Annotated in this window: 15 protein-coding genes, 1 tRNA gene and 1 other RNA gene; 15 read left to right on the forward strand and 2 right to left on the reverse strand. The window is 71.5% G+C overall.

Annotation, left to right across the window (positions count from 1 at the left end; all coding sequences use genetic code 11):
• Positions 1-194 precede the first annotated feature (194 nt).
• The 4 genes from PZB77_RS16410 (at position 195) to PZB77_RS16425 (ending at position 5,310) form a co-directional block, all read left to right on the forward strand.
• Positions 195-1,307 carry a hypothetical protein gene (locus PZB77_RS16410; RefSeq protein ID WP_275493348.1) on the forward strand — a complete coding sequence of 371 codons (1,113 nt, stop codon included), beginning with the start codon at positions 195-197 and terminating at the stop codon, positions 1,305-1,307.
• Between the two features lie 237 nt (positions 1,308-1,544).
• Positions 1,545-3,068, forward strand: coding sequence for an alpha/beta fold hydrolase (locus tag PZB77_RS16415; RefSeq protein WP_275493349.1), 1,524 nt, complete (start codon positions 1,545-1,547; stop codon positions 3,066-3,068).
• A gap of 250 nt (positions 3,069-3,318) precedes the next feature.
• On the forward strand, positions 3,319-4,890 hold the full coding sequence (locus PZB77_RS16420) for a glycoside hydrolase family 76 protein (RefSeq protein ID WP_275493350.1): 1,572 nt from the start codon (positions 3,319-3,321) through the stop codon (positions 4,888-4,890).
• Between the two features lie 207 nt (positions 4,891-5,097).
• The gene (locus PZB77_RS16425) at positions 5,098-5,310 is read left to right on the forward strand and encodes a DUF4287 domain-containing protein (protein ID WP_275493351.1); all 213 of its coding nucleotides are present in this window, start codon (positions 5,098-5,100) and stop codon (positions 5,308-5,310) included.
• A gap of 547 nt (positions 5,311-5,857) precedes the next feature.
• Here PZB77_RS16425 and PZB77_RS16430 read toward each other — a convergent pair.
• Positions 5,858-7,216, reverse strand: a complete 1,359-nt coding sequence (locus PZB77_RS16430; RefSeq protein ID WP_275493352.1) for a hypothetical protein — start codon at positions 7,214-7,216, stop codon at positions 5,858-5,860.
• Between the two features lie 276 nt (positions 7,217-7,492).
• On the opposite strand from PZB77_RS16430, the gene PZB77_RS16435 reads away from it, so the two are divergent.
• From PZB77_RS16435 to PZB77_RS16465, 7 genes are all read left to right on the forward strand, one after another.
• Positions 7,493-7,645: a hypothetical protein gene (locus PZB77_RS16435; RefSeq protein WP_275493353.1), complete on the forward strand. Its 153-nt coding sequence runs from the start codon at positions 7,493-7,495 to the stop codon at positions 7,643-7,645.
• Entirely contained in the window at positions 7,642-8,406 is a 765-nt protein-coding gene (locus tag PZB77_RS16440; protein WP_275493354.1) for an HAD family hydrolase, read from the forward strand. Before PZB77_RS16435 ends, PZB77_RS16440 begins: the two co-directional genes overlap by 4 nt.
• Positions 8,303-9,109 (forward strand): class I SAM-dependent methyltransferase, encoded by an 807-nt coding sequence (locus PZB77_RS16445; protein ID WP_275493355.1) that lies wholly within the window; start codon positions 8,303-8,305, stop codon positions 9,107-9,109. The genes PZB77_RS16440 and PZB77_RS16445 overlap by 104 nt, the downstream gene beginning before the upstream one ends.
• Positions 9,096-9,890 carry a creatininase family protein gene (locus PZB77_RS16450; RefSeq protein ID WP_275493356.1) on the forward strand — a complete coding sequence of 265 codons (795 nt, stop codon included), beginning with the start codon at positions 9,096-9,098 and terminating at the stop codon, positions 9,888-9,890. The genes PZB77_RS16445 and PZB77_RS16450 overlap by 14 nt, the downstream gene beginning before the upstream one ends.
• 16 nt (positions 9,891-9,906) lie before the next feature.
• Positions 9,907-10,674 (forward strand): phytanoyl-CoA dioxygenase family protein, encoded by a 768-nt coding sequence (locus PZB77_RS16455; RefSeq protein WP_275493357.1) that lies wholly within the window; start codon positions 9,907-9,909, stop codon positions 10,672-10,674.
• 4 nt (positions 10,675-10,678) lie between these two features.
• Entirely contained in the window at positions 10,679-11,329 is a 651-nt protein-coding gene (locus tag PZB77_RS16460; protein WP_275493358.1) for a Sua5/YciO/YrdC/YwlC family protein, read from the forward strand.
• A 242-nt stretch (positions 11,330-11,571) separates the two neighbouring features.
• On the forward strand, positions 11,572-12,132 hold the full coding sequence (locus PZB77_RS16465) for a hypothetical protein (RefSeq protein WP_275493359.1): 561 nt from the start codon (positions 11,572-11,574) through the stop codon (positions 12,130-12,132).
• A 64-nt stretch (positions 12,133-12,196) separates the two neighbouring features.
• Here the strand turns inward: PZB77_RS16465 and PZB77_RS16470 are convergent.
• A tRNA-Ser gene (locus PZB77_RS16470) sits at positions 12,197-12,284 on the reverse strand.
• Positions 12,285-12,427: 143 nt separating this feature from the next.
• On the opposite strand from PZB77_RS16470, the gene ffs reads away from it, so the two are divergent.
• The 4 genes from ffs to PZB77_RS16490 all read left to right on the forward strand — a co-directional run bounded on the left by ffs (position 12,428) and on the right by PZB77_RS16490 (position 18,721).
• Positions 12,428-12,522: signal recognition particle sRNA small type (gene ffs / locus PZB77_RS16475), an RNA gene on the forward strand.
• Between the two features lie 215 nt (positions 12,523-12,737).
• Positions 12,738-15,023: a DNA polymerase III subunit gamma and tau gene (locus PZB77_RS16480; protein ID WP_275493360.1), complete on the forward strand. Its 2,286-nt coding sequence runs from the start codon at positions 12,738-12,740 to the stop codon at positions 15,021-15,023.
• 167 nt (positions 15,024-15,190) lie between these two features.
• Positions 15,191-16,450, forward strand: coding sequence for a phosphoribosylamine--glycine ligase (gene purD / locus PZB77_RS16485; protein ID WP_275493361.1), 1,260 nt, complete (start codon positions 15,191-15,193; stop codon positions 16,448-16,450).
• A 474-nt stretch (positions 16,451-16,924) separates the two neighbouring features.
• On the forward strand, positions 16,925-18,721 hold the full coding sequence (locus PZB77_RS16490; protein ID WP_275493362.1) for a hypothetical protein: 1,797 nt from the start codon (positions 16,925-16,927) through the stop codon (positions 18,719-18,721).
• Positions 18,722-18,838: the final 117 nt, after the last annotated feature.

Below are 18,838 nucleotides of genomic sequence, written 5' to 3' on the forward strand. Positions count from 1 at the left end.
CCACGATGCCGATCCGGCCCGGTGGCGTACGCGCGGCTGCGCACGGGGGAACGCGGTTTCACCCGGACGCCGGTACGGCCCCGCCGGGCGAAACGCGGTTTCACCCGGACGCCGGTACGGCCCCGCCGGGCGCGGCACGGAGGGTTGTGCCGTTCGTCTTCCTGCGGTCACCCCCACCGTGCAGAATCACGGCCATGGTGACGACGGGGGAAAGGTCCGCACGCCCGGCCCGGTCGGCGGCCCGGGAGGTGTTCTCCCTGCTGTCCGGGTTCGTGGGGAGTGGGCTCTCCGGCGGCGCGCTGACGGCGCTCGTCGTCGGCGTGATCCTGAGGAGTACGGCACTGTTCTGCGCCGGTCTCGGCGCAGTGGCGGCAGCCGCCCTGCTGGTGGCCGTTCCCGCGCGGGTGCGCCGCCGGAGGAAGGGCCTGCCGGTGCGCCGGACCGCGCTCGCGCGGATCGAGAACCGGCGGGCGACCCACGGCGAGTTCGCCGACGTGCCGGTGCGCTTCGACCTCACGGTGGCCCCGGACGGGGCTCCCGCCTACCGGGTGGTCGTCCACGAGGCGGTCAATCTGGTCGACCTGCCCCAGTATCCGCAGGGCGCGATCGTCGTGGTGACCTATGACGAGGCGGAACCCTGGGCGGTGGAACTGGACCGGCGGCCGACCGGGGAGTGGGCGCGCCGGGCGGCCGGGGCGCGGATCGACACCGCCCCCGGACACACCCGGGTCAAGGCCGACGAGGCAGGCTGGTCCGGGTGCCTGGTGCTGCTCGTGGGGGTCCTGGTCGGGGTGGCCCTCGTCCTCGTCCCCCGCTGGGACGAGCTGAACGACGGCTCCGACGACGGTCCGCCCTCCCCCTCCGCGGCCGGCCCGGCGCTGCCGGGCCCGAGCACCGGCTCGACGACCCTCACCACGGTCACCGGCTCCGCGTCCTCCCCGTCGACCCTCCGCGCCGGGGAGATGCGCCGCCTCGCCAACACCCTCGCCGAGGGCATGGGTACCGAGACGGGCACCCGGATCACCATCGAGGAGAAGATGATGTCGGCGGTGGGCAGCAAGGGCGTCACCCCCGGCGGCGCCTTTCCGCTGAGCCTGCGCGGCGTGGCGTACGAACTCCTCCCCGGACTCGTCGACACGGCCCGCACCGGGCTCGGCGTCGACCGCCCCGAGAGCTGGCGCATCGACATCACCACCGACGGCGACAGCCCGGCGCCGGTGGTGCGGGTGACGGTGTCCGGGCACGGGAAGAGCGCCTACCTGCTGGCCGACGCGGTGGCCCGGATCACGGAGCGCCACCCGGCCTGAGGGTGCGCGATGCCCGGGACACGCCTGGGACGCGACCACGCCCGAGGGTGCGCGAGTCTCCCCCGCCGAGGAGTCTGCCCAGGTGGGGGAGGACGTCCGCACCGAGACGGACCGGGTACGCCACCGGGTGAACCCCCCAGGAGCGGGAAACCTCTCCTGTGAAAGACGGAGTCCCACGCCGCGGACACGCGTCACCGCGTGTCCGCGGCGTTCTGTACGAGGAGACGGAGGCAGCACGTGACGGCTTTCCTTTTGGTGCCCGGTACGTTCACCGGCGGCTGGATCTGGGACCAGGTGGGGGAGCTGTTGGGGAAGTCGGGATCGAGCGCCCACGCCGTCACCCTCACCGGCCTCGGGGCGTCGGCCGACCCGGCCGGGGCGGACACGGACCTCACCACCCACATCAAGGACCTGGTACGGATCATCGACGGGCTGGACCCGGCGGAGACCGAGGTGGTCCTGGTCGGCCACGACTACGGCATCCTCCCCGTCCTCGGTGCGGCGGCGCTGCGCCCGGACCGGGTGACCCGGATCGTCAACGTGGACGCGGGGCTGCCCCGGGAAGGCGAACCGGCACTCGTCATCGAACCCGACCAAGCGGTCCGGGAGCAGGCCGTGTCACTGGCGTCGGACCCCTCGGACGGGCCGGGCTCCCGGGTGGTCCGACCGCCCTCCGCCGAGGAGTGGCGGCAGCGGGCGGGCTCGGCCGATCTCTCCGCGGAGGCCGTGGAGGAGCTAGCACGGCGGGCGGTGCCGCAGCCGGCGGACACCCTCGTGCAGCCCTTGCCGCCGCTGGGGGCGGCCGCGCACATCCCGGTGGCGGGCGTCCTCTGCTCGGGGAACGGATCGAGCATCGAACTCGTCGAGTCCCTCGTCGGCATGGGCGAACCCCGGGTCATGACGCTGACCCGCCCCGGCGTCACCCTCTTCGAACTCCCCACCGGGCACTGGCCGATGCTCTCCGCTCCGGCCGCGCTCGCCGACGTGCTGCGGCGCGCGGCGGCCGGTGAGGGCCACCACGTCAGCGCGGAAGCCGCCGGATCGCCCGCCCATCTGGGGCCCTTCCTGCTGGACGTACCCCCGCGCGAGCGGGAGCGGGACGGCCGCGTCGACCTCTACTTCCCCGACGCCGAGGGCCCGCGCCCGGCGGTCGTCCTCGTGCACGGCGGCCCGGTGCCACCCGACGCACGGCCCACGCCCCGCGACTGGCCCACCTTCGTCGGGTACGCCGGCTACCTGGCGAGCCGGGGCGCGGTCGGCGTCACCCTGGACCACCGGCTGCACGGCCTCGGCGACTACGCCGCGGCGGCCGCCGACCTCGCCCGGGCCATCGAGCGGGTCCGCGCCGATCCGCGCGTTGACGGGGAGCGCGTCGCCCTCTGGTTCTTCTCCGCCGGGTCCCTCCTCTGTGCCGACTGGCTGGGGGCACCCCCGGCCTGGCTGCGCTGTGTCGCCGCGACCTACCCGGTACTGTCCCCGTTGCCCAACTGGCCCGGGACGGGAGGCCGTTTCGATCCGGTGCAGGCCGTGTGGACCGCAGGACCGCTGCCTTTCGTGCTGAGCCGGGTGGAGAAGGAGCGGGCCGAGATCGATGCCACCGTGGCGGAATTCCTCCACGCCGCCGAGGGGACGGATCTCCGGCTGGAGGTGATCCCGGTCCCGGACGCGCGGCACGGCTTCGAGGCGGTCGACCACACCGATCCGGCCCGCCGGGCGGTGGAGCGAGCGGTGCGCACGGTGCTCGGGCACCTGGAGGAGTGAGCCGGGCGGCGGGGGCGGCGAGGGCGTGAAGGGTGGCGTCGGGCTTCGGGCGACGGCGTGCGGGTGAGGTCGGGCGACGGCGTGCGGGTGGGGTCGGGCGACGGCGTGCGGGTGGGGTCGGGCGACGTCGCGGGTCCCGCCCGCGCTCCGTCACGGCGGTGCGAGGTCCGTCCCCTGTATTGACATGGACCTGATATATCGGGTCGGCTGGTGGGGTCGGCTTTCCCCCCACCCCACAAGGAGTCGCCGCATGCCCCTCACCCGCAGAGGTCGGCGCTCGGCCGCCCTCTCCCTCCTCGCGAGCCTGCTGCTCACCGCCGCGCCCGCGGCGACCGCACACGCCGCGACCCCGCCCTCCCCCACCGCCGTTCCGGCCACCTCGGCGGCCGGAACGCCGCGGCTCGCTGAAGTCACCGGAGTCACCAGAGTCACCGGAGTCACTGGAGGCGCAGGGGGCGCCGAAGCCGCAGCAGCCGCCGTCTGCAACAAGCAGTGCGACGGTCGCGACCCCGCTGCGGCCACCTCCGACCGGGTCCCCGTCAGCAGTGCCCTCTACGGACGGAGCGTCCGACTCCATCTCTCCGACAACGATGTCATGGGGTGGGCCTCGATCGAGAACGGTGCGGCCGGGGACGAGGTCTGGCTCGACCGCTCCTACGACGGCGGCCGGACCTGGGCCGCCGGCAGCAGGCTCGGCGCGACGAGCGTGCCCACCGGATCGAGCGGCTGGCGCACCGGCATGTACAACGTCGACGACTGGAACACCGCCGGGGTCGGCGCCCTGCGCGCCTGCGGCAAAGCCGGTGACCGACCCGAGATCACCTGCACCGGCTGGGCGCGCGTCAACTGGAACGCCTGGAGCCGCTCCACCGCGGCCGCGACCGCGCTGATGATGTCCTACGACCGGAACACCGGTCTCTACGGCGGCAACGGCTGGTGGACCTCCGCCAACGCGCTCACCGCGGTCCTCGACAACGCGCGCCTGACCGGGATGCCGAGCTACCGCTACGCCATCGCCTCCACCTACGACAAGAACCTCGGCGCGCAGGGCGGCAGTTTCCGCAACGACTACCTGGACGACACCGGCTGGTGGGGCCTGGCCTGGGTCGCCGCCTACGACGCGACGGGCGACAGCCGGTACCTCAACACCGCCCGCGCCGACGCCGACCACATGCAGGCGTACTGGAACGGGACCTGCGGCGGCGGGGTGCTGTGGAACCGGACGATGACGTACAAGAACGCCATCACCAACGAGCTCTTCCTCCAGCTCAACGCGGCGCTGCACAACCGCATACCGGGCGACACGGTGTACCTGGGGCGGGCGAAGGCGGAGTGGGCGTGGTTCCAGAAGAGCGGGATGATCAACGGCGACCGCCTGATCAACGACGGGCTCACCGACTCCTGCGCCAACAACGGTCAGCCCACGTGGACGTACAACCAGGGCGTGGTCCTCGGCGGCCTCACCGAGCTGTACCGCGCCACCGGTGACTCGGCCCTGCTGGCCACCGCCCGCACGCTCGCCGGCGCCTCCACCGTCCGGCTCCAGACCGACGGCGTCCTGCGGGAGCCCGGGGAGGGTGACGAGTGCGCCGGTGACGGACCGTCCTTCAAGGGCGCGTACGTCCGCGGCCTCGGCAGGCTGGACGCCCAGTTGGCCGACCACCCCTACGCGGCGACGCTCGACCGGTGGGCCGACGCGGCCTACGCCAGGGACCGCAACGCCCTCGACCAGTACGGCCCGCACTGGAACGGCGGCACGGGTGCCACCGACTACGGCTGCCAGCAGAGCGTCCTGGACCTGCTCAACGCGGCCGGGCAGTAGCCGGCGGCGGGGGCGGTACGGGTCGCGCGGCACCCGTACCGCCCCCGTGCGCGAGGGCGGAGGCCAGGGGGTGGGCGGCTGGGGCCCAGCCGTCGAGTCGAGACGCCGTGCGTGTGACCCGGTCGTGATGGGGGAAATCTCGTGCATGTGGCCCGGGTCACACCCGCCAAGCCGGTGAGTTCCGGTGGCGCTCCGGGTCAACCAGGTATGACGAACCCCGTGAAAGGCCCCGCGAGTTACTTCCCCTCCATCGAGAAGACGTACGGACGCCCCGTGGTGGAGTGGAAGGAACTGATCCGCTCCTCGCCCCTGACGAAGCACGGGGAGCTGGTCGGCTGGCTCAAGACCACCCACGGCCTGGGACACGGCCACGCCAACGCCCTGGTCGCCCACACCCTCGCGGAGAAAGCGGGCAGGTGACCCCGGGTGGGGTGGTGCGATCGCCGGACCTCGCGGGCACACCTTCGGCGCGAGTCCCCGTGCCTCACCGGCGCTCCCGGCGAGGATCCGATCGCGGAGAAGTGGTGGCGGCGACAGATCTTGGGCTGGCTGTCCACGACGATGGCGGCCCGGTACCAGCACGTGACGGGCGGGATCCCCGCCGACGTCGCTCAGTGGGTCGGGCTCACCCGAAAGTGGCCCACGAGGCCGACGGCAGCGGCGCGAAGAGGTCCGAAGAGTCTCGTTGAGACTACGGATGAGACCGGGAACGAAGAAGGGCCTCGCAGCAAGCTGCGGGGCCCTTCGACGTATTGCCTGGTGAGAGCAATGGCGGAGGATACGAGATTCGAACTCGTGAGGGGTTGCCCCCAACACGCTTTTCAAATGTTCGTGTGGGGGTCCGGTGGGGGGCGTAGGTGTCCTGACCTGGTGCGGAGCTGAGGGTGGCGGCACCTTCGAACGACGTCGGACGGGGGTGAACGAGACCAGAACTGAGACCATCCGAGCGAGGGCCCCGTCGGTACGGTCACTCCTCCTGGAGACGGATTGCAAGCACGGTCCCGTCGGCACGGATGGACACCGCGCTCCACTCTTTCGCTGTGCTGCGGCCCGGCCACTGGTCTCGGCGTTCGTGTACTTCGCGTCGATACTCGTTGACGCGCCCGTGGTGGAGGTGCGTGTACAGGCTCTTCTCGAGTCCGGAGAAAGCCTCCACGCGGGTGCCGTTGAGGCGGTAGATGTGGTCGGTGCCGACGAAGTCGATGTCGTGGATGCGGTGCTCCGCATCTCGCAGTCTGTCGCTGTTGGCGTGGACGTCGTGCTGGAAGTGGCGCCGCCCTTGCTCCTTGGTCAGGTACTGGGCGGTGGGTTTGCCACCTCCGGTGAAGGCGGTCAGCGTGGCCGCTTCTGTCCGTGCCAGCACGGTGCTGAACCAGTTGAACGACTCAGGCAGTACCTGGAACCCGGGGATGGTCGTCCGTTCTCGTTCCGCGTTCCGTACGACGTCGGCCACGCGGTTCTCCTGGCCCAGGGTGAGGTCCAGGTCGACTTCTGAGGTCTCTCCGGACGGGCGGAGGACGGTCGTGCCCGGCGCCTCCAGGATGTGCAAGGCGAGACTCTCCTTCTTGGGGATCTCCGTTCCGATGAGCAGGTACGGCACGGTGGTGTAGGGACCAATGTGAACGGACTCCACGTGGGCACCGGCCGTGCTGAGTTGCTTGTGCACCTGCTGAACGCTGCTGTGGGTGCCCTTCGAGGAGACGAGGAGGACCTTGGACGGCTGCCCCGGTTGCCAGGCTTCGACGAAGAAGTGGGGCCGTCGTTGCAGTGGTTCCGGGCGGGCGCCCGTTCCGGAGGTACTGCGGAGGGCCCAGCCGGCCTTCAGAGCGACGTCCGCGGGAATCACGGAGACCGAGTGGTCGGGGTACCGCGACCTGATCAATTCCTCGGCCAGCAGCGAGGCGAAGCCGGTGCCGATCTCCCCGGACTGCGTGGCCTTGTAGAAGCGCAAGAGATCGCGTCCTTCAGAGGACAGCTGCAGGTAGTCGCCTTGGTTGCCCTCCAGGGCCTGGATATAGCGCAGACTTCCCCAGTGCTCGGCCAATCCTCGTCCTGCGCCCTGCCGGGCCGAAGCGGCCCCGAGGCCGATGGCGTGAATGACCTGCCAGGGCGTGAGGGTCAGCGAACGTGGCGCGTTTCGGACAGCCCTGTAGTCGCTGCGCCGGCGAAGCGGTCCCTGCCCGTTGTCTATCCGCTTCTCGTCCTCGTCCTCCGCGGCCCCGGCGACGTGGGCGGCCAGCTCGGTGGACGAGCGAACCTGAACGTGTGAAGTCTTGCTCAGCTCGTGGAGGATCTCGCTGACAGCCTTGGATTCGTCCTTGTTCACCGTTGACCTTCCGTCGACGCCGACTGGCATGAGCCGAAGGACGGTAGGCCGCGGCAGGGGAGCGCACTCAAGTGCGCACGAGGGGCGCAGGTTGGGAACCTGGAGATGGGCGGGACGATGATCCCCGTCCGCATTCTGACCCTCGACGACGTCACAGTGCTACGACCGACCGACCACTCCGCGGTGTCGTCAGCGGATACCCGGTGGCAGGGCACCCTCCATCTGCCCCACGGGCTCCGCCCACGACCTGTTCCGGCAGACCTGCGAGAGACGGCAGTGAGCGAGGGGCGGTCCCTGGAGGCCCTGGACGAGGCGGAACTGCGCTACGTCCTCACTTTCCTGGCCGAATCGACGACGACCACCATTCGGCAGGCCCGCGTCGAGGCCATCGTCTCCGCTCTCCCCATGGTTGCGAGGAGCCCCCGATGACAGAAGCTCCCCCCTTCCTGGTCACCGTCGACGTCGGTGGAACGCTCGGCTCTGCCGACGGGCCCGGCTTGGCCATGCGGCTGGCCGAAGCATCCCCGCTACCCGCAGGGCGTGCCCGCGAGGTCATGCGGACCAGCCTCCACACCCACCCGGCACTCACCGATCCCGTGGTCGCCGACGTCTGCGAAGCCTTGCGCATACCCGTGCACGCCTTCCCCCGTGACCTTCCGCCCGCCCCGTTCCGTCTCTTCCCCGGCACGATGCGGGCCCTGCGCCAGATGAGCGCAGTAGCCACCGTGGCCACCCTGTCCAACGTCACGTGCATCGACGCCGATACCGAGGGACTGCGCGACCTCCTCTCGCCCTGGGTGACCGACTTCTTCCCCTCCTGCCGCATCGGCTATACGAAACCCGACCCGCATGCCTTCCAGGCAGTCATCGAGCATTTCGGTGCGCAGCGCGATCAGGCCATCCATGTCGGTGACGACTGGGCCTGCGACATCGAGGGAGCTGTCGCGTCAGGAATCCGTCCCGTATGGATATCCCGTGGACGCCAAGCCCCGACGAAAACATGGTCGTTGAACATGGCGTGCTGGTCGCCATCGACCTTCCGGCAGCCGCCGAACACATCACCCACCTCGCAGCAGGGACGCCCCAATGAGCCTCTTCACCGGAACCACTGCCTACTACCGACAGTTCCGCCCCGGCATCCCCGACGCCGTAGCGTCGATCCTGGACCAGGCGGCTCCCGCACGACCTGACGGCGGTCGCCGGCTTCTGGATGTCGGCACGGGGACGGGGCTGGTGGCCGAAGCCCTGCTCGAACGCTTCGACGACATCATCGGCATTGACAACGACGCCGACATGCTCGCCGCCGCCGAGACGGCCCTGCGCCCGAAACTGCCCGCAGGCTCCCACCTCGCACTTGTGGAGAGCACTGCGGAGGACTTTGTCCCGCCCACTGGTTGGCAAGCCGAACTGGTCACGATCTGCCGGGCTTTCCACTGGCTCGACCAGGCCACGGTCCTGAACCTCCTGGACAGGCAGGTGGCCCCGGACGGCGCGGTCGCGATCTTCGGGGACAACAGCTTCTGGGCGGCGGGCAGCGACTGGAAGGAGGCGACCCGAGACGTCGTCAAGAGCTTCCTCGGCGAACAGCGGCGCGCGGGATCCGGGACCTTCCAGCACCACAACCGCCCCTACAGCGAGATCATGGAGGAATCGCCGTTCAACGCGGTCGAGGAATTCCGTGTCCCGGTCGAGCGCACCTGGAGTGCTGACAGCATCCTCGGCTACCTCTACTCCACCTCCTTCGCCGCCCCGCACCTCTTCGGCGGCCGGTTGCAGGAGTTCGAGGCCGCCCTCAGGGAACGACTGGCCGACTTCAGCGACGACGACACCTTCCCCGAGGAGAACGAGTTCCTCATCCGTCTCGGTCGGCGTGGTCAAGATGCCGGCCGGTGAGCAGCGGCGGAGCTTTGGAAAGCTCACTGGTCCGCAAGTCACGGCGGACGTGGGCGATCGGTCGGTCATCTGCCTGCCGGTCGGTTCGCTGGAACAGCACGGCCCCCATCTGCCCCTCAACACCGACACCGTCATCGCCGAGCGATTCGCCGCGCGCCTGGCCGCACACGTCGCGGACCGGCACGACCTGTGGGTCGTGCCGCCCGTGCCGTACGGACTGTCCCCTGAGCACACCTGGTCACCCGGCACGATCACGCTGACTATCCCGCTCTACGCCGGTCTGATTGAAGCCCTCGTGGGGGAGTACCTCCGCGCGACACCTGCACGGGCCGTGCTGATCATCAACGGCCATGGCGGAAACAAGGGCGTCCTGGAAGCCCTCGTCCACCAGTTGCGGCGTACGCACGACGCGCCGATCTGCGTTGCCAACCCCGCTTCTCTGGGCGTCGCTCACCGCGAGGACGACGCTGCCTTTCCCGAAGTCCACGCAGGCAACCGGGAGACGGCTCTCATGCTGGCCCTCGCCCCTGACCACGTACGGCTGGACCGACTGCCCGACGAGCCCACTACAGACCTCGGCCGGCGCGAGGAGATCCAGAGCATTGTGCTCGGCCGGGGCACGACCTGGCCCTGGTCCTCGGACGATCCCGCGATCTCGGCACACGGCGTCATCGGGGGCGATCCCCGGCGAGCCACCGTTGAGCACGGCCAAGCGCTCGTCGCTGCCGCCCTCGATGCCGGCACGGACATCCTCGACCGCCTCACCCCGCGGATCGACTGACGTACGGAGGAATCCCATGAGTCTCACGACCGAGGACAAAGCCACCTTCAAACGGGACGGCGTCCTGATACGGCGCGGCCTGGCCACCCCTGACCACGTCCGGCAAGCCATTTCCGTCATCGCGAAGTCGTACCGCGAAGGGATGGCACCCGAGGACATACCTGCCTACTCCCGGCGCACCTTCACTCCGGAGCTGGGTGACAGCGCCGAACTCCTCAGCCTGTACACGCAGACCGGTGCGGCTGGCCTCGCCGCTGATCTGCTCGGTGCGACGGCTCCGATCCTCACCGCGCAGGTCCAGATCCGCGTGCCCGAAGCCGAGTTCCCCGGCGTCCAGCAGGTGAAGGCCATGCACGTCGACGGCGTCTCCTGCCCCCACCTGGATCCGCAGGAGCTCCGCACGTTCTCCCTGCTCGTCGGCGTCGTCCTCTCCGACATCAACGAACCGCGCTGTGGTGCCCTGCACTACCTGCCCGGCGGCCACATCACCATGGCCCGTTGGTTCTCCGAAGAGTGGTCGCTCGGCGTGACCGACCAGGTTCCGCCAGAGATCGACAGCGAGGACGGCACCGCGTTCCTCGGCCGGCCAGGGGACGTCCTGCTCATGCACCATCTCGTCCCCCACACCGTCGGCCAGAACCTGAAGCCGTTTCCCAGGGTGATGGCCTATTTCAGGGTCAGTCACCCCGACCACGCGGGCCGTCGGCTCGAAGCCCTCCGCGACCCCTGGCTTGACTACCCGCCCCTGGCAGATCTCCCCTTCGCTCCCGACGTCAAGGAGTAGAAACATGCGCATCATCCGACCCGAGGCACTCGACAGTGCGGCCCGCGCCGTCGAGGCCGGCGAGCTGGTCATCGTTCCCACCGCCCGCTGGTACATGATCTGCGCCGACGCGAGCAATGCCGACGCGTCGGGCAGCATCTTCAAGGGCAAGAAGCGCCCCAGTGCCAAATCCCTCGCTTACGTCGCCCCGTCCCTGGCGGTCTGCGACCAGCACTTCCATCTCAGCGATGAGGCACGGCGACTCGCTGAGTCGTTCTGGCCTGGCGACCTTGCTCTGCTCCTGCCTTGGCGGAGCTCGGAGGACGCATCCCGGCATGCCTCAGTCGGCTCCCCCGCACTCACCACGGTCGCCCCCGGAGTCCTCGGCGAACTGGCCGCAAGGGCGAAGGTGCCCATCGCCGCGACGACGGCGAACATCTCAGGCGACGCCGGCCCAGACGATCTCGGGCCCGCCATCGCCCTGGATGAAGTGCACGCCTTTCTCGCTGCCTCGGGCCTCAGGGTCTCCGTACTCGTGGACGGCGGGGTCTGCCCGGCTGCAAACCACATGACGATCGTGGACTGCTTCACTCCCGAGACGAAGCTCGTGCGTACTGGTCTCGTCCACCAACGGGCCGTTGCCGCTGCCCTTGGGCGGGAGATCAGGGCGTCGTGACGCACTTACCGCGCCGCCGTGGCCGACGTGCATCGAGCACGGCGGCATCGCTATGCCCGCTGACCGGATCGATGTGCGCGCAAGGCCCTGTTCCGGCATCCGCCAGTTGCCCCGCGCGAGGATAAGCGCATGACTAGGTGCAATTCAGACAAAAGCCCAGGTCATACCCGGTGATTCCGGGTGGTTCAGAAATGGTCCTGACAGCACGAATCGGGCCTGACGAGAAGTGAAGGAGCTGCATCATGTATGACTGCGAGGGATGCGGACGGTCCCGGCAGGGACTGTTCTTCGGCTCCGGGATCGGCGAAGCGAAGTGGTGGTGCTGGGGCTGCCAGAGCACTGACCAAAAGGAACTGATCGGCTCTCTGGCTGACCGCGCCCGGGGCGTGCTCAGCCGTGATGCTGACGGCGTGCACTGGCCCTACGGCCCGAACATCTACGTCCAGATGCGCGCGGACCTGCTGGACTGGGCGGACCGGCACGACCTCAAGAGCGGCGACACGGGGTGCTCGTCTGGGCTCCACTGGCTCGACAAGGGCCGCTGCGCCAAGAGGGACTGCCACGGCAAGCCGGGGTTCTACGACCACACCACCACGTGGCTCTCCCGAACCACCGGCAGGCCCGCTCTGGTCTTCAATCAGCCGTACGGGCAGGTGCACCCGGCCGAGGTTCGGGAGTCCGTCAATGAGTACCCGTCTCTCACGGCTGAGGTTGAGCCAGAGAGTTGGTACGGCGGGGGCACCACCGGTGTCTACATCTGGAATGACGGCAACCGCTCCGACGCTGTGCGGGCGCCACGATAACCGTACGTCGAAGGCCCCCGCTGCAAGCAGCGGGGGCCTTCGACGTATTGCCCGGTGAGAGCAATGGCGGAGGATACGAGATTCGAACTCGTGAGGGGTTGCCCCCAACACGCTTTCCAAGCGTGCGCCCTAGGCCACTAGGCGAATCCTCCGCCGCAAACAATACAAGACGTTGAGGGGTGCTCGCGAACACGTTCCCGGCAAGATCGTCGGGACGGGGTCGCGGGGTCGGGTCGGGGGGACCTCGGGGCCGGGCGGGTGGACCTGGAGGGGTGGGGATCCGCTAAGGTGGGTGTCAGCCCCTCACGTGGCGCTATCTGACTGAACTCCCCCAGGGCCGGAAGGCAGCAAGGGTAGGTTGGCTCTGGCGGGTGCGTGGGGGGCCCTTTGCGTTCCCGGGGCGGTGCTGTCGGGCTCGGGTCGGGGGCGGTTCGACGCCGGCGCTTCCGGGCGGTTCGAACGGCCGCGCACCGCAGCGGCCCGGAGATGTGATCTACCTCTCCCTCGCCCGGCCGTCGGCCGGCGTGGCCGGTGTGACCAGGGTCCCCGGTCGTGAGGGCTCGGAGCGGAGTCGGTTGTCGGTGCGTCCCGATAACCTCGTAACTGTGTCGTCCCTTGCGCTGTACCGCCGCTACCGCCCCGAGTCGTTCGCCGAGGTCATCGGTCAGGAGCATGTCACTGACCCGCTCCAGCAGGCCCTGCGGAACAACCGGGTCAATCACGCGTACCTGTTCAGCGGGCCGCGTGGGTGTGGAAAGACGACCAGCGCCCGCATCCTCGCCCGCTGCCTGAACTGCGAGCAGGGTCCGACGCCGACGCCGTGCGGGACGTGTCAGTCCTGCCAGGACCTGGCGCGCAACGGCCCGGGTTCGATCGACGTCATCGAGATCGACGCGGCTTCGCACGGTGGTGTGGACGACGCCCGTGACCTGCGGGAGAAGGCGTTCTTCGGGCCGGCCTCCAGCCGCTACAAGATCTACATCATCGACGAGGCGCACATGGTCACCCCGGCAGGGTTCAACGCCCTGCTGAAGGTGGTCGAGGAGCCGCCGGAGCACCTCAAGTTCATCTTCGCGACGACCGAGCCCGAGAAGGTCATCGGCACGATCCGCTCGCGTACCCACCACTACCCGTTCCGGCTCGTGCCGCCCGGCACCCTGCGCTCGTACCTCGCGGAGGTCTGCGGCAAGGAGAACAGCGCGGTCGAGGACGGCGTGCTGCCGCTCGTCGTACGGGCCGGGGCCGGCTCCGTCCGTGACTCGATGTCCGTCATGGACCAGCTGCTGGCCGGGGCGGGTGACGCGGGCGTGACGTACGCCATGGCCACCTCGCTCCTCGGTTACACGGACGGGTCGCTGCTCGACTCGATGGTGGACGCCTTCGCGGCCGGTGACGGCGCGGCGGCGTTCGAGGTCGTGGACCGGGTGATCGAGGGCGGCAACGACCCGCGCCGGTTCGTCGCCGACCTGTTGGAGCGCCTGCGCGACCTGGTGATCCTGGCAGCGGTGCCGGACGCCGGGGAGAAGGGGCTCATCGACGCCCCCGCCGACGTGGTCGAGCGGATGCTGGACCAGGCGTCCGTCTTCGGCGCCGCCGAGTTGAGCCGCGCCGCCGACCTGGTCAACCAGGGGCTGACGGAGATGCGCGGGGCGACCTCGCCGCGCCTCCAGGTCGAGCTGATCTGCGCCCGGGTGCTGCTGCCCGCCGCCTTCGACGACGAGCGGTCGTTCCAGGCGCGGCTGGACCGCCTGGAACGCGGGGGCGCCTTCGCGGCAGGAGCGGGAGCCGGAGCGGGGTTCGGTGCGGCGGCGGGACCCGCCGGGCCGGTGCAGGCCGCACCGCCCGCGCTGGGGTACGTACCCGGGCCCGAGGCGCACCCGCCCATGGCGCCCGCGCCCACCGCCCCGTACAACCCGCCGGCCGCGTACACCCCGCCCGCCCCGGCGCCGTACGAGGCCCCCGCCCCGCAGCCCTCACCTCAGCCCCAGCCCCAGCCGTCGCAGCAGCCTCCGGTGGAGGCGCCCGCCGCCCAGCGGCCGGGTGCCTGGCCCACCCCGACCGCCGCCGGTGGTGGTGGCGGAGGTGAGCAGGCGCGCCGCCCCGGAGGCTGGCCGACGGCTTCCACGCCGGGGGGTCCTGCCCCCCGTCCGGCTGCGGCAGCCCCCGCGGTGTCGGGCCCCCCTCACCCCCAGGCGCCCGGCGCGCCGGCCGGGGGGCAGGACATGGTGCAGGGCGCCGGTCAGGTGCGGAACATGTGGCCGGACATCCTGGAGGCGGTGAAGAACCGCCGCCGTTTCACCTGGATCCTGCTCAGCCAGAACGCGCAGGTGACCGGCTTCGACGGGACCACTCTGCAGATCGGTTTCGTCAGCGCCGGCGCCCGGGACAACTTCGCGAGCAGTGGCAGCGAGGAGGTCCTGCGTCAGGCGCTGGCCGAGGGGTTCAACGCCCAGTGGCGCGTCGAGACCGTCATCGACCCCTCCGGCGGGGGCGGCCAGCCGCCGCAGGGCGGGGGCAGCCGGCCCGGTGGCGGGGCTCCGGCGTACCAGGCTCCGCCCCAGCAGGCGTACGAGCAGCGGCCCGCGCCCGCTGCGGCGCCCCAGCCCTACCAGCCGCCGTCGCCCCAGCAGGCCCCGCCGTCGCCCCAGGGCCCGCCGGTGCAGCCGTCCCCCCGGCCTCGGGGTGGCGGCGTTGGTCAGGGACCGGGCGGTGCCGGGCCGGCGGCGGTGGCGTACGACCGGTCCGCGCCCGAGCCGGGGCCCACGGTCGCGCCGGAGGACGACATCCCGGAGGAGGACGACCCCGATTTCGTCGAGTCGACGGTCTCCGGACACGATCTGATCATCCGCGAACTCGGTGCCACCGTCCTGGAGGAGTTCACCAACGAGTAGCCGGGACGGCCGTCCGGCAGGTGGTCCGGTTCCGGCCCGTCGCCGGGGACCCGTCCCGTCCGGCGCCCTCCCCGACCCTCCTCGCGCATGTCCCGGCCGCGGTGGGCCGGTGTCCACGGACCGGCGGCCGTCGAGGCCCCCGGCCCCCGGCGGATAGGCTGCACCCCGTGAAGGTCCTCGTCATCGGCGGCGGCGCCCGCGAACACGCCCTGTGCCGCTCTCTTTCCCTCGACCCCGAGGTCACCGCTCTGTACTGCGCTCCCGGCAACGCCGGTATCGCGGAGGTGGCCGAACTGCGCCCGGTCGACGCGCTCGACGGTGATGCCGTCGCGCGTCTCGCCACCGAACTCGGTGCCGGGCTGGTGGTCGTCGGCCCGGAGGCGCCGCTGGTCGCCGGAGTCGCCGACGCCGTGCGCGCGGCCGGCATCCCCTGCTTCGGCCCGTCCGGTGAGGCGGCCCGGCTCGAAGGCTCCAAGGCGTTCGCCAAGGACGTCATGGCCGGGGCCGGCGTCCCGACCGCCCGGAGCTACGTCTGCACCACCGCCGAGGAGATCGACACCGCTCTCGACGCCTTCGGTGCTCCGTACGTCGTCAAGGACGACGGGCTCGCCGCGGGCAAGGGCGTCGTGGTCACCGACGACGTCGAGGTGGCCCGAGCCCACGCGCTGGCCTGTGACCGGGTGGTCATCGAGGAGTTCCTCGACGGTCCCGAGGTGAGTCTTTTCGCGATCACCGACGGCACGACGGTGGTGCCGCTCCAGCCCGCCCAGGACTTCAAGCGCGCCCTCGACGGTGACGAGGGCCCGAACACCGGCGGCATGGGTGCCTACTCCCCGTTGCCGTGGGCGGATCCGAAGCTGGTCGACGAGGTGCTGGAGACGGTGCTCCAGCCGACCGTCGACGAGCTGCGCCGGCGCGGTACCCCCTTCTCCGGCCTCCTCTACGCGGGTCTCGCGCTGACCTCGCGCGGCGTGCGCGTCATCGAGTTCAACGCGCGCTTCGGCGATCCCGAGACCCAGGTGGTCCTGGCCCGTCTGAAGACCCCGCTCGCCGCTCTGCTGCTCGCCTCCGCGAACGGCACGCTCGACGTGGTGCCGCCGCTGAACTGGCTCGACGACGCCGCCGTCACCGTGGTCATCGCCTCGCACAACTACCCGGACACCCCGCGCACGGGTGACCCGATCGAGGGCCTCGCCGACGTCGCGGCCCAGGACGCCCCGCACGCGTACGTCCTGCACGCCGGGACGAAGGCGGACGGCCGTACGGTCCTGAGCGCCGGCGGCCGGGTCCTGTCGGTGACCGCGACGGGACCGGACCTCGGCAAGGCCCGCGAGCGCGCGTACGCGGCCCTCGGCCGGATCCGGCTCGACGGCTCCCAGCACCGTACGGACATCGCGCGGAAGGCTGCCGAGGACGCCGGGGCCTGATCCGAGTTCTGGACACGGAAGTGGCGGTCGGGGAACACCCGGCCGCCACTTCCGTCTCCGGAGGTCCCGCGGCCTCCCGCGCTCGCGGGCCGCTCCACCCTGCCCTTTTCCCCGGCACCGCTCGGTCCTTCCCCCGCGCCGCCCGGCGCTCCCCCCGCACCGCTCGGCGCTTCCGCCCCCGCACCGCCCGGCCCCTTCGCCACCCCGGCCGTGCGCCGGAGCACGCCCTCGCGTGCGCGCTGCGTAAGCGGGGGGACGGCTTTACTCATCCTCGGCGATAAGTCAGCAGCTTTGCCCAAAGCCATTCCATCGGGTGACGGCTGCGCCATCCGGATGACCCCCGGGAAAGCCCCAACTAGGGTGCGCCGCAAGGATTCCGGCACTTGGCCCACTGACATTGCGATGTCCGTGGGCGGTGCCACAGTGGGGGAGTGAACTACACCGTCGCGGGGGCAGAGGGGGTGACTTCCGGTCGTGTCCGGTACGGAGACCGTTGAGGACCTGGGCATGCGGGCCGCCCGGGCGCGGGCCCTCGCGCTGCTGCGCATCCGCAGTAGCGCGGTGGCGCTGGCGATCCTGCCCGCGGCGGTGGCCGTGGTCATGATCGTCGCCACCGCGCAGGGACGTCTGACCGGAGTCGGCTGGAACACCGCCCGCTGGGTGGTGGGCGCGACGGCCGTCGTCTTCCTGCTGCTCGCCGCGACGGTCGCCGTCTCCGTCGCGCGCGCCCGGCCCGCGCTCAGCCCGACCGTGGCCGTGGAGGAGAAGTCGGCCCCCGACCTCTACCGTCTGGTGCGCGAGCTCGCCGACCGCATGGATGTGCCCGCGCCCTCGGCGATAGCGCTCACCCCCGACTGCGACAGCTGGCTGGAGGACCGCACCCATCCGACCGCGCGGACGGTCTCCGCGGCCCCGTCCGGGGAACCGGCCGGTGAGCGGCGCGACCGCGTCCGCGCGGCGCCGGTGCTGGTCATCGGGTCGCCGTTCCTGTGGTGGATGCGGGTGGGTGAGCTCCGCGCGGTCCTCGCTCCGGTCGTCGCCGGTACGGGCCTCGCGGCGAACCCCGACATAGCGGCGGCCCGGCGGTTCGTGCGGGGCCTGGACGGCGTGGTCGCCGACGCGGGCGCCCCGCGCACCGGGGCCGGGCGCTCCGGCGCGTTCGGCCGGCTGCCGCGCGCTTTCACCGGCTGGGCCGCCCGCCTGCTGCTCCGCAGGTGCCGGGGGCACGCCGCCGAGATGGAGCGGTGCGTCGCACTCTCCGCCTCGCTGCGCGCCCACGGCGTGGACTACGGCGTACGGGCCGTCGCCCAGGAGCAGGTGGGACTCGTCTACGCCGGCTGGGACCGGCTGCTGACCCGGGTCGCGCTGCCCGCCTGGCGGATGGGCCGGTGGCCGGCGCGGCTGGACGCGGGCGTGGTCTCCGCGCTCACCGAGCTCTCCCGGCGTGACCGGCTCGCGGAGGGTTTCGCCGCCCGCCTCGACGAGCGGCCCGCCTGCGACCTCCTCGAAGAGCCCGGTACGGCCGACGAAGCGGCGTCCCTGCTGGCCGCGCGGCTCTTCCACGGCGCCCCGGCGCAGGGCGGCGAGTGGTCGCCGGTCGACTGGCAGCGCTACCCGGAAGAGGTCGTCGACCGGAAGTGGCGCGCGGAGGCGGCCCGGCTGCACGGCGTCATGGACACCCTCGGCCCGCAGGGCCCGGGCGCGGACGGGCCCCGCCCGGCCGCCCTCGCTCCGGAAGGGCTCCGTACGGGCGGAGTCGCCGGAGCGGCCCCGTCCGCCCCCACGCTGGCGCGGGTCATCGACCACCTGGTGGGCCGGGGCGGCAGCGAGGAGCTCGCGGCCGCCGTGGGAGCGGCCGTGGCCCGCGAGGAAGCCGCGGAGGCCACGGCCCGCGCCGCCGCGACCCCCGCCCCCGGCGCACCGGCCGGCCAGACGTCCGGCGCTCCCGGGGCGAACGGCCCGGCCGTGGACCCGCTCGACCTCTGGGGTCCCGGGCCACTCCCGCTCTTCCCGCTGCAGCCGCCCCGTACGGGTACGGAGGTGCTCGCCGACCATGTGACGGCCATGGTCTGCTGCGCGGCCGTGGACACGGCGGGCGCGGCGCCCGGCCTCGACTGGCTCGACGGCCCCGCCCTGCTGGTCGACGGAGCGCGCCGCACCGACCTGGGCGCGCCGGTGCTCAGCCTGGTGGAGGACGGAGATGCGGAGCCGCTGCGCACCTGGCTGTCCGAGCTCGGCATCCGGGTGGACAAGCCGGTCCGGTTGGTCTGACGAGGCGCACACGAGGCAGGCGAAACGGTCCGCCTGCACCGCCCGTTCCGCCTTTCGCCGCCTGGACCGCCCGTTCCGCAATGCACCGCCCGTTCCGCTCGGACCGCTGAGACAGCG

It is taken from the genome of Streptomyces sp. AM 2-1-1 (genome assembly GCF_029167645.1).
Lineage (GTDB): Bacteria > Actinomycetota > Actinomycetes > Streptomycetales > Streptomycetaceae > Streptomyces.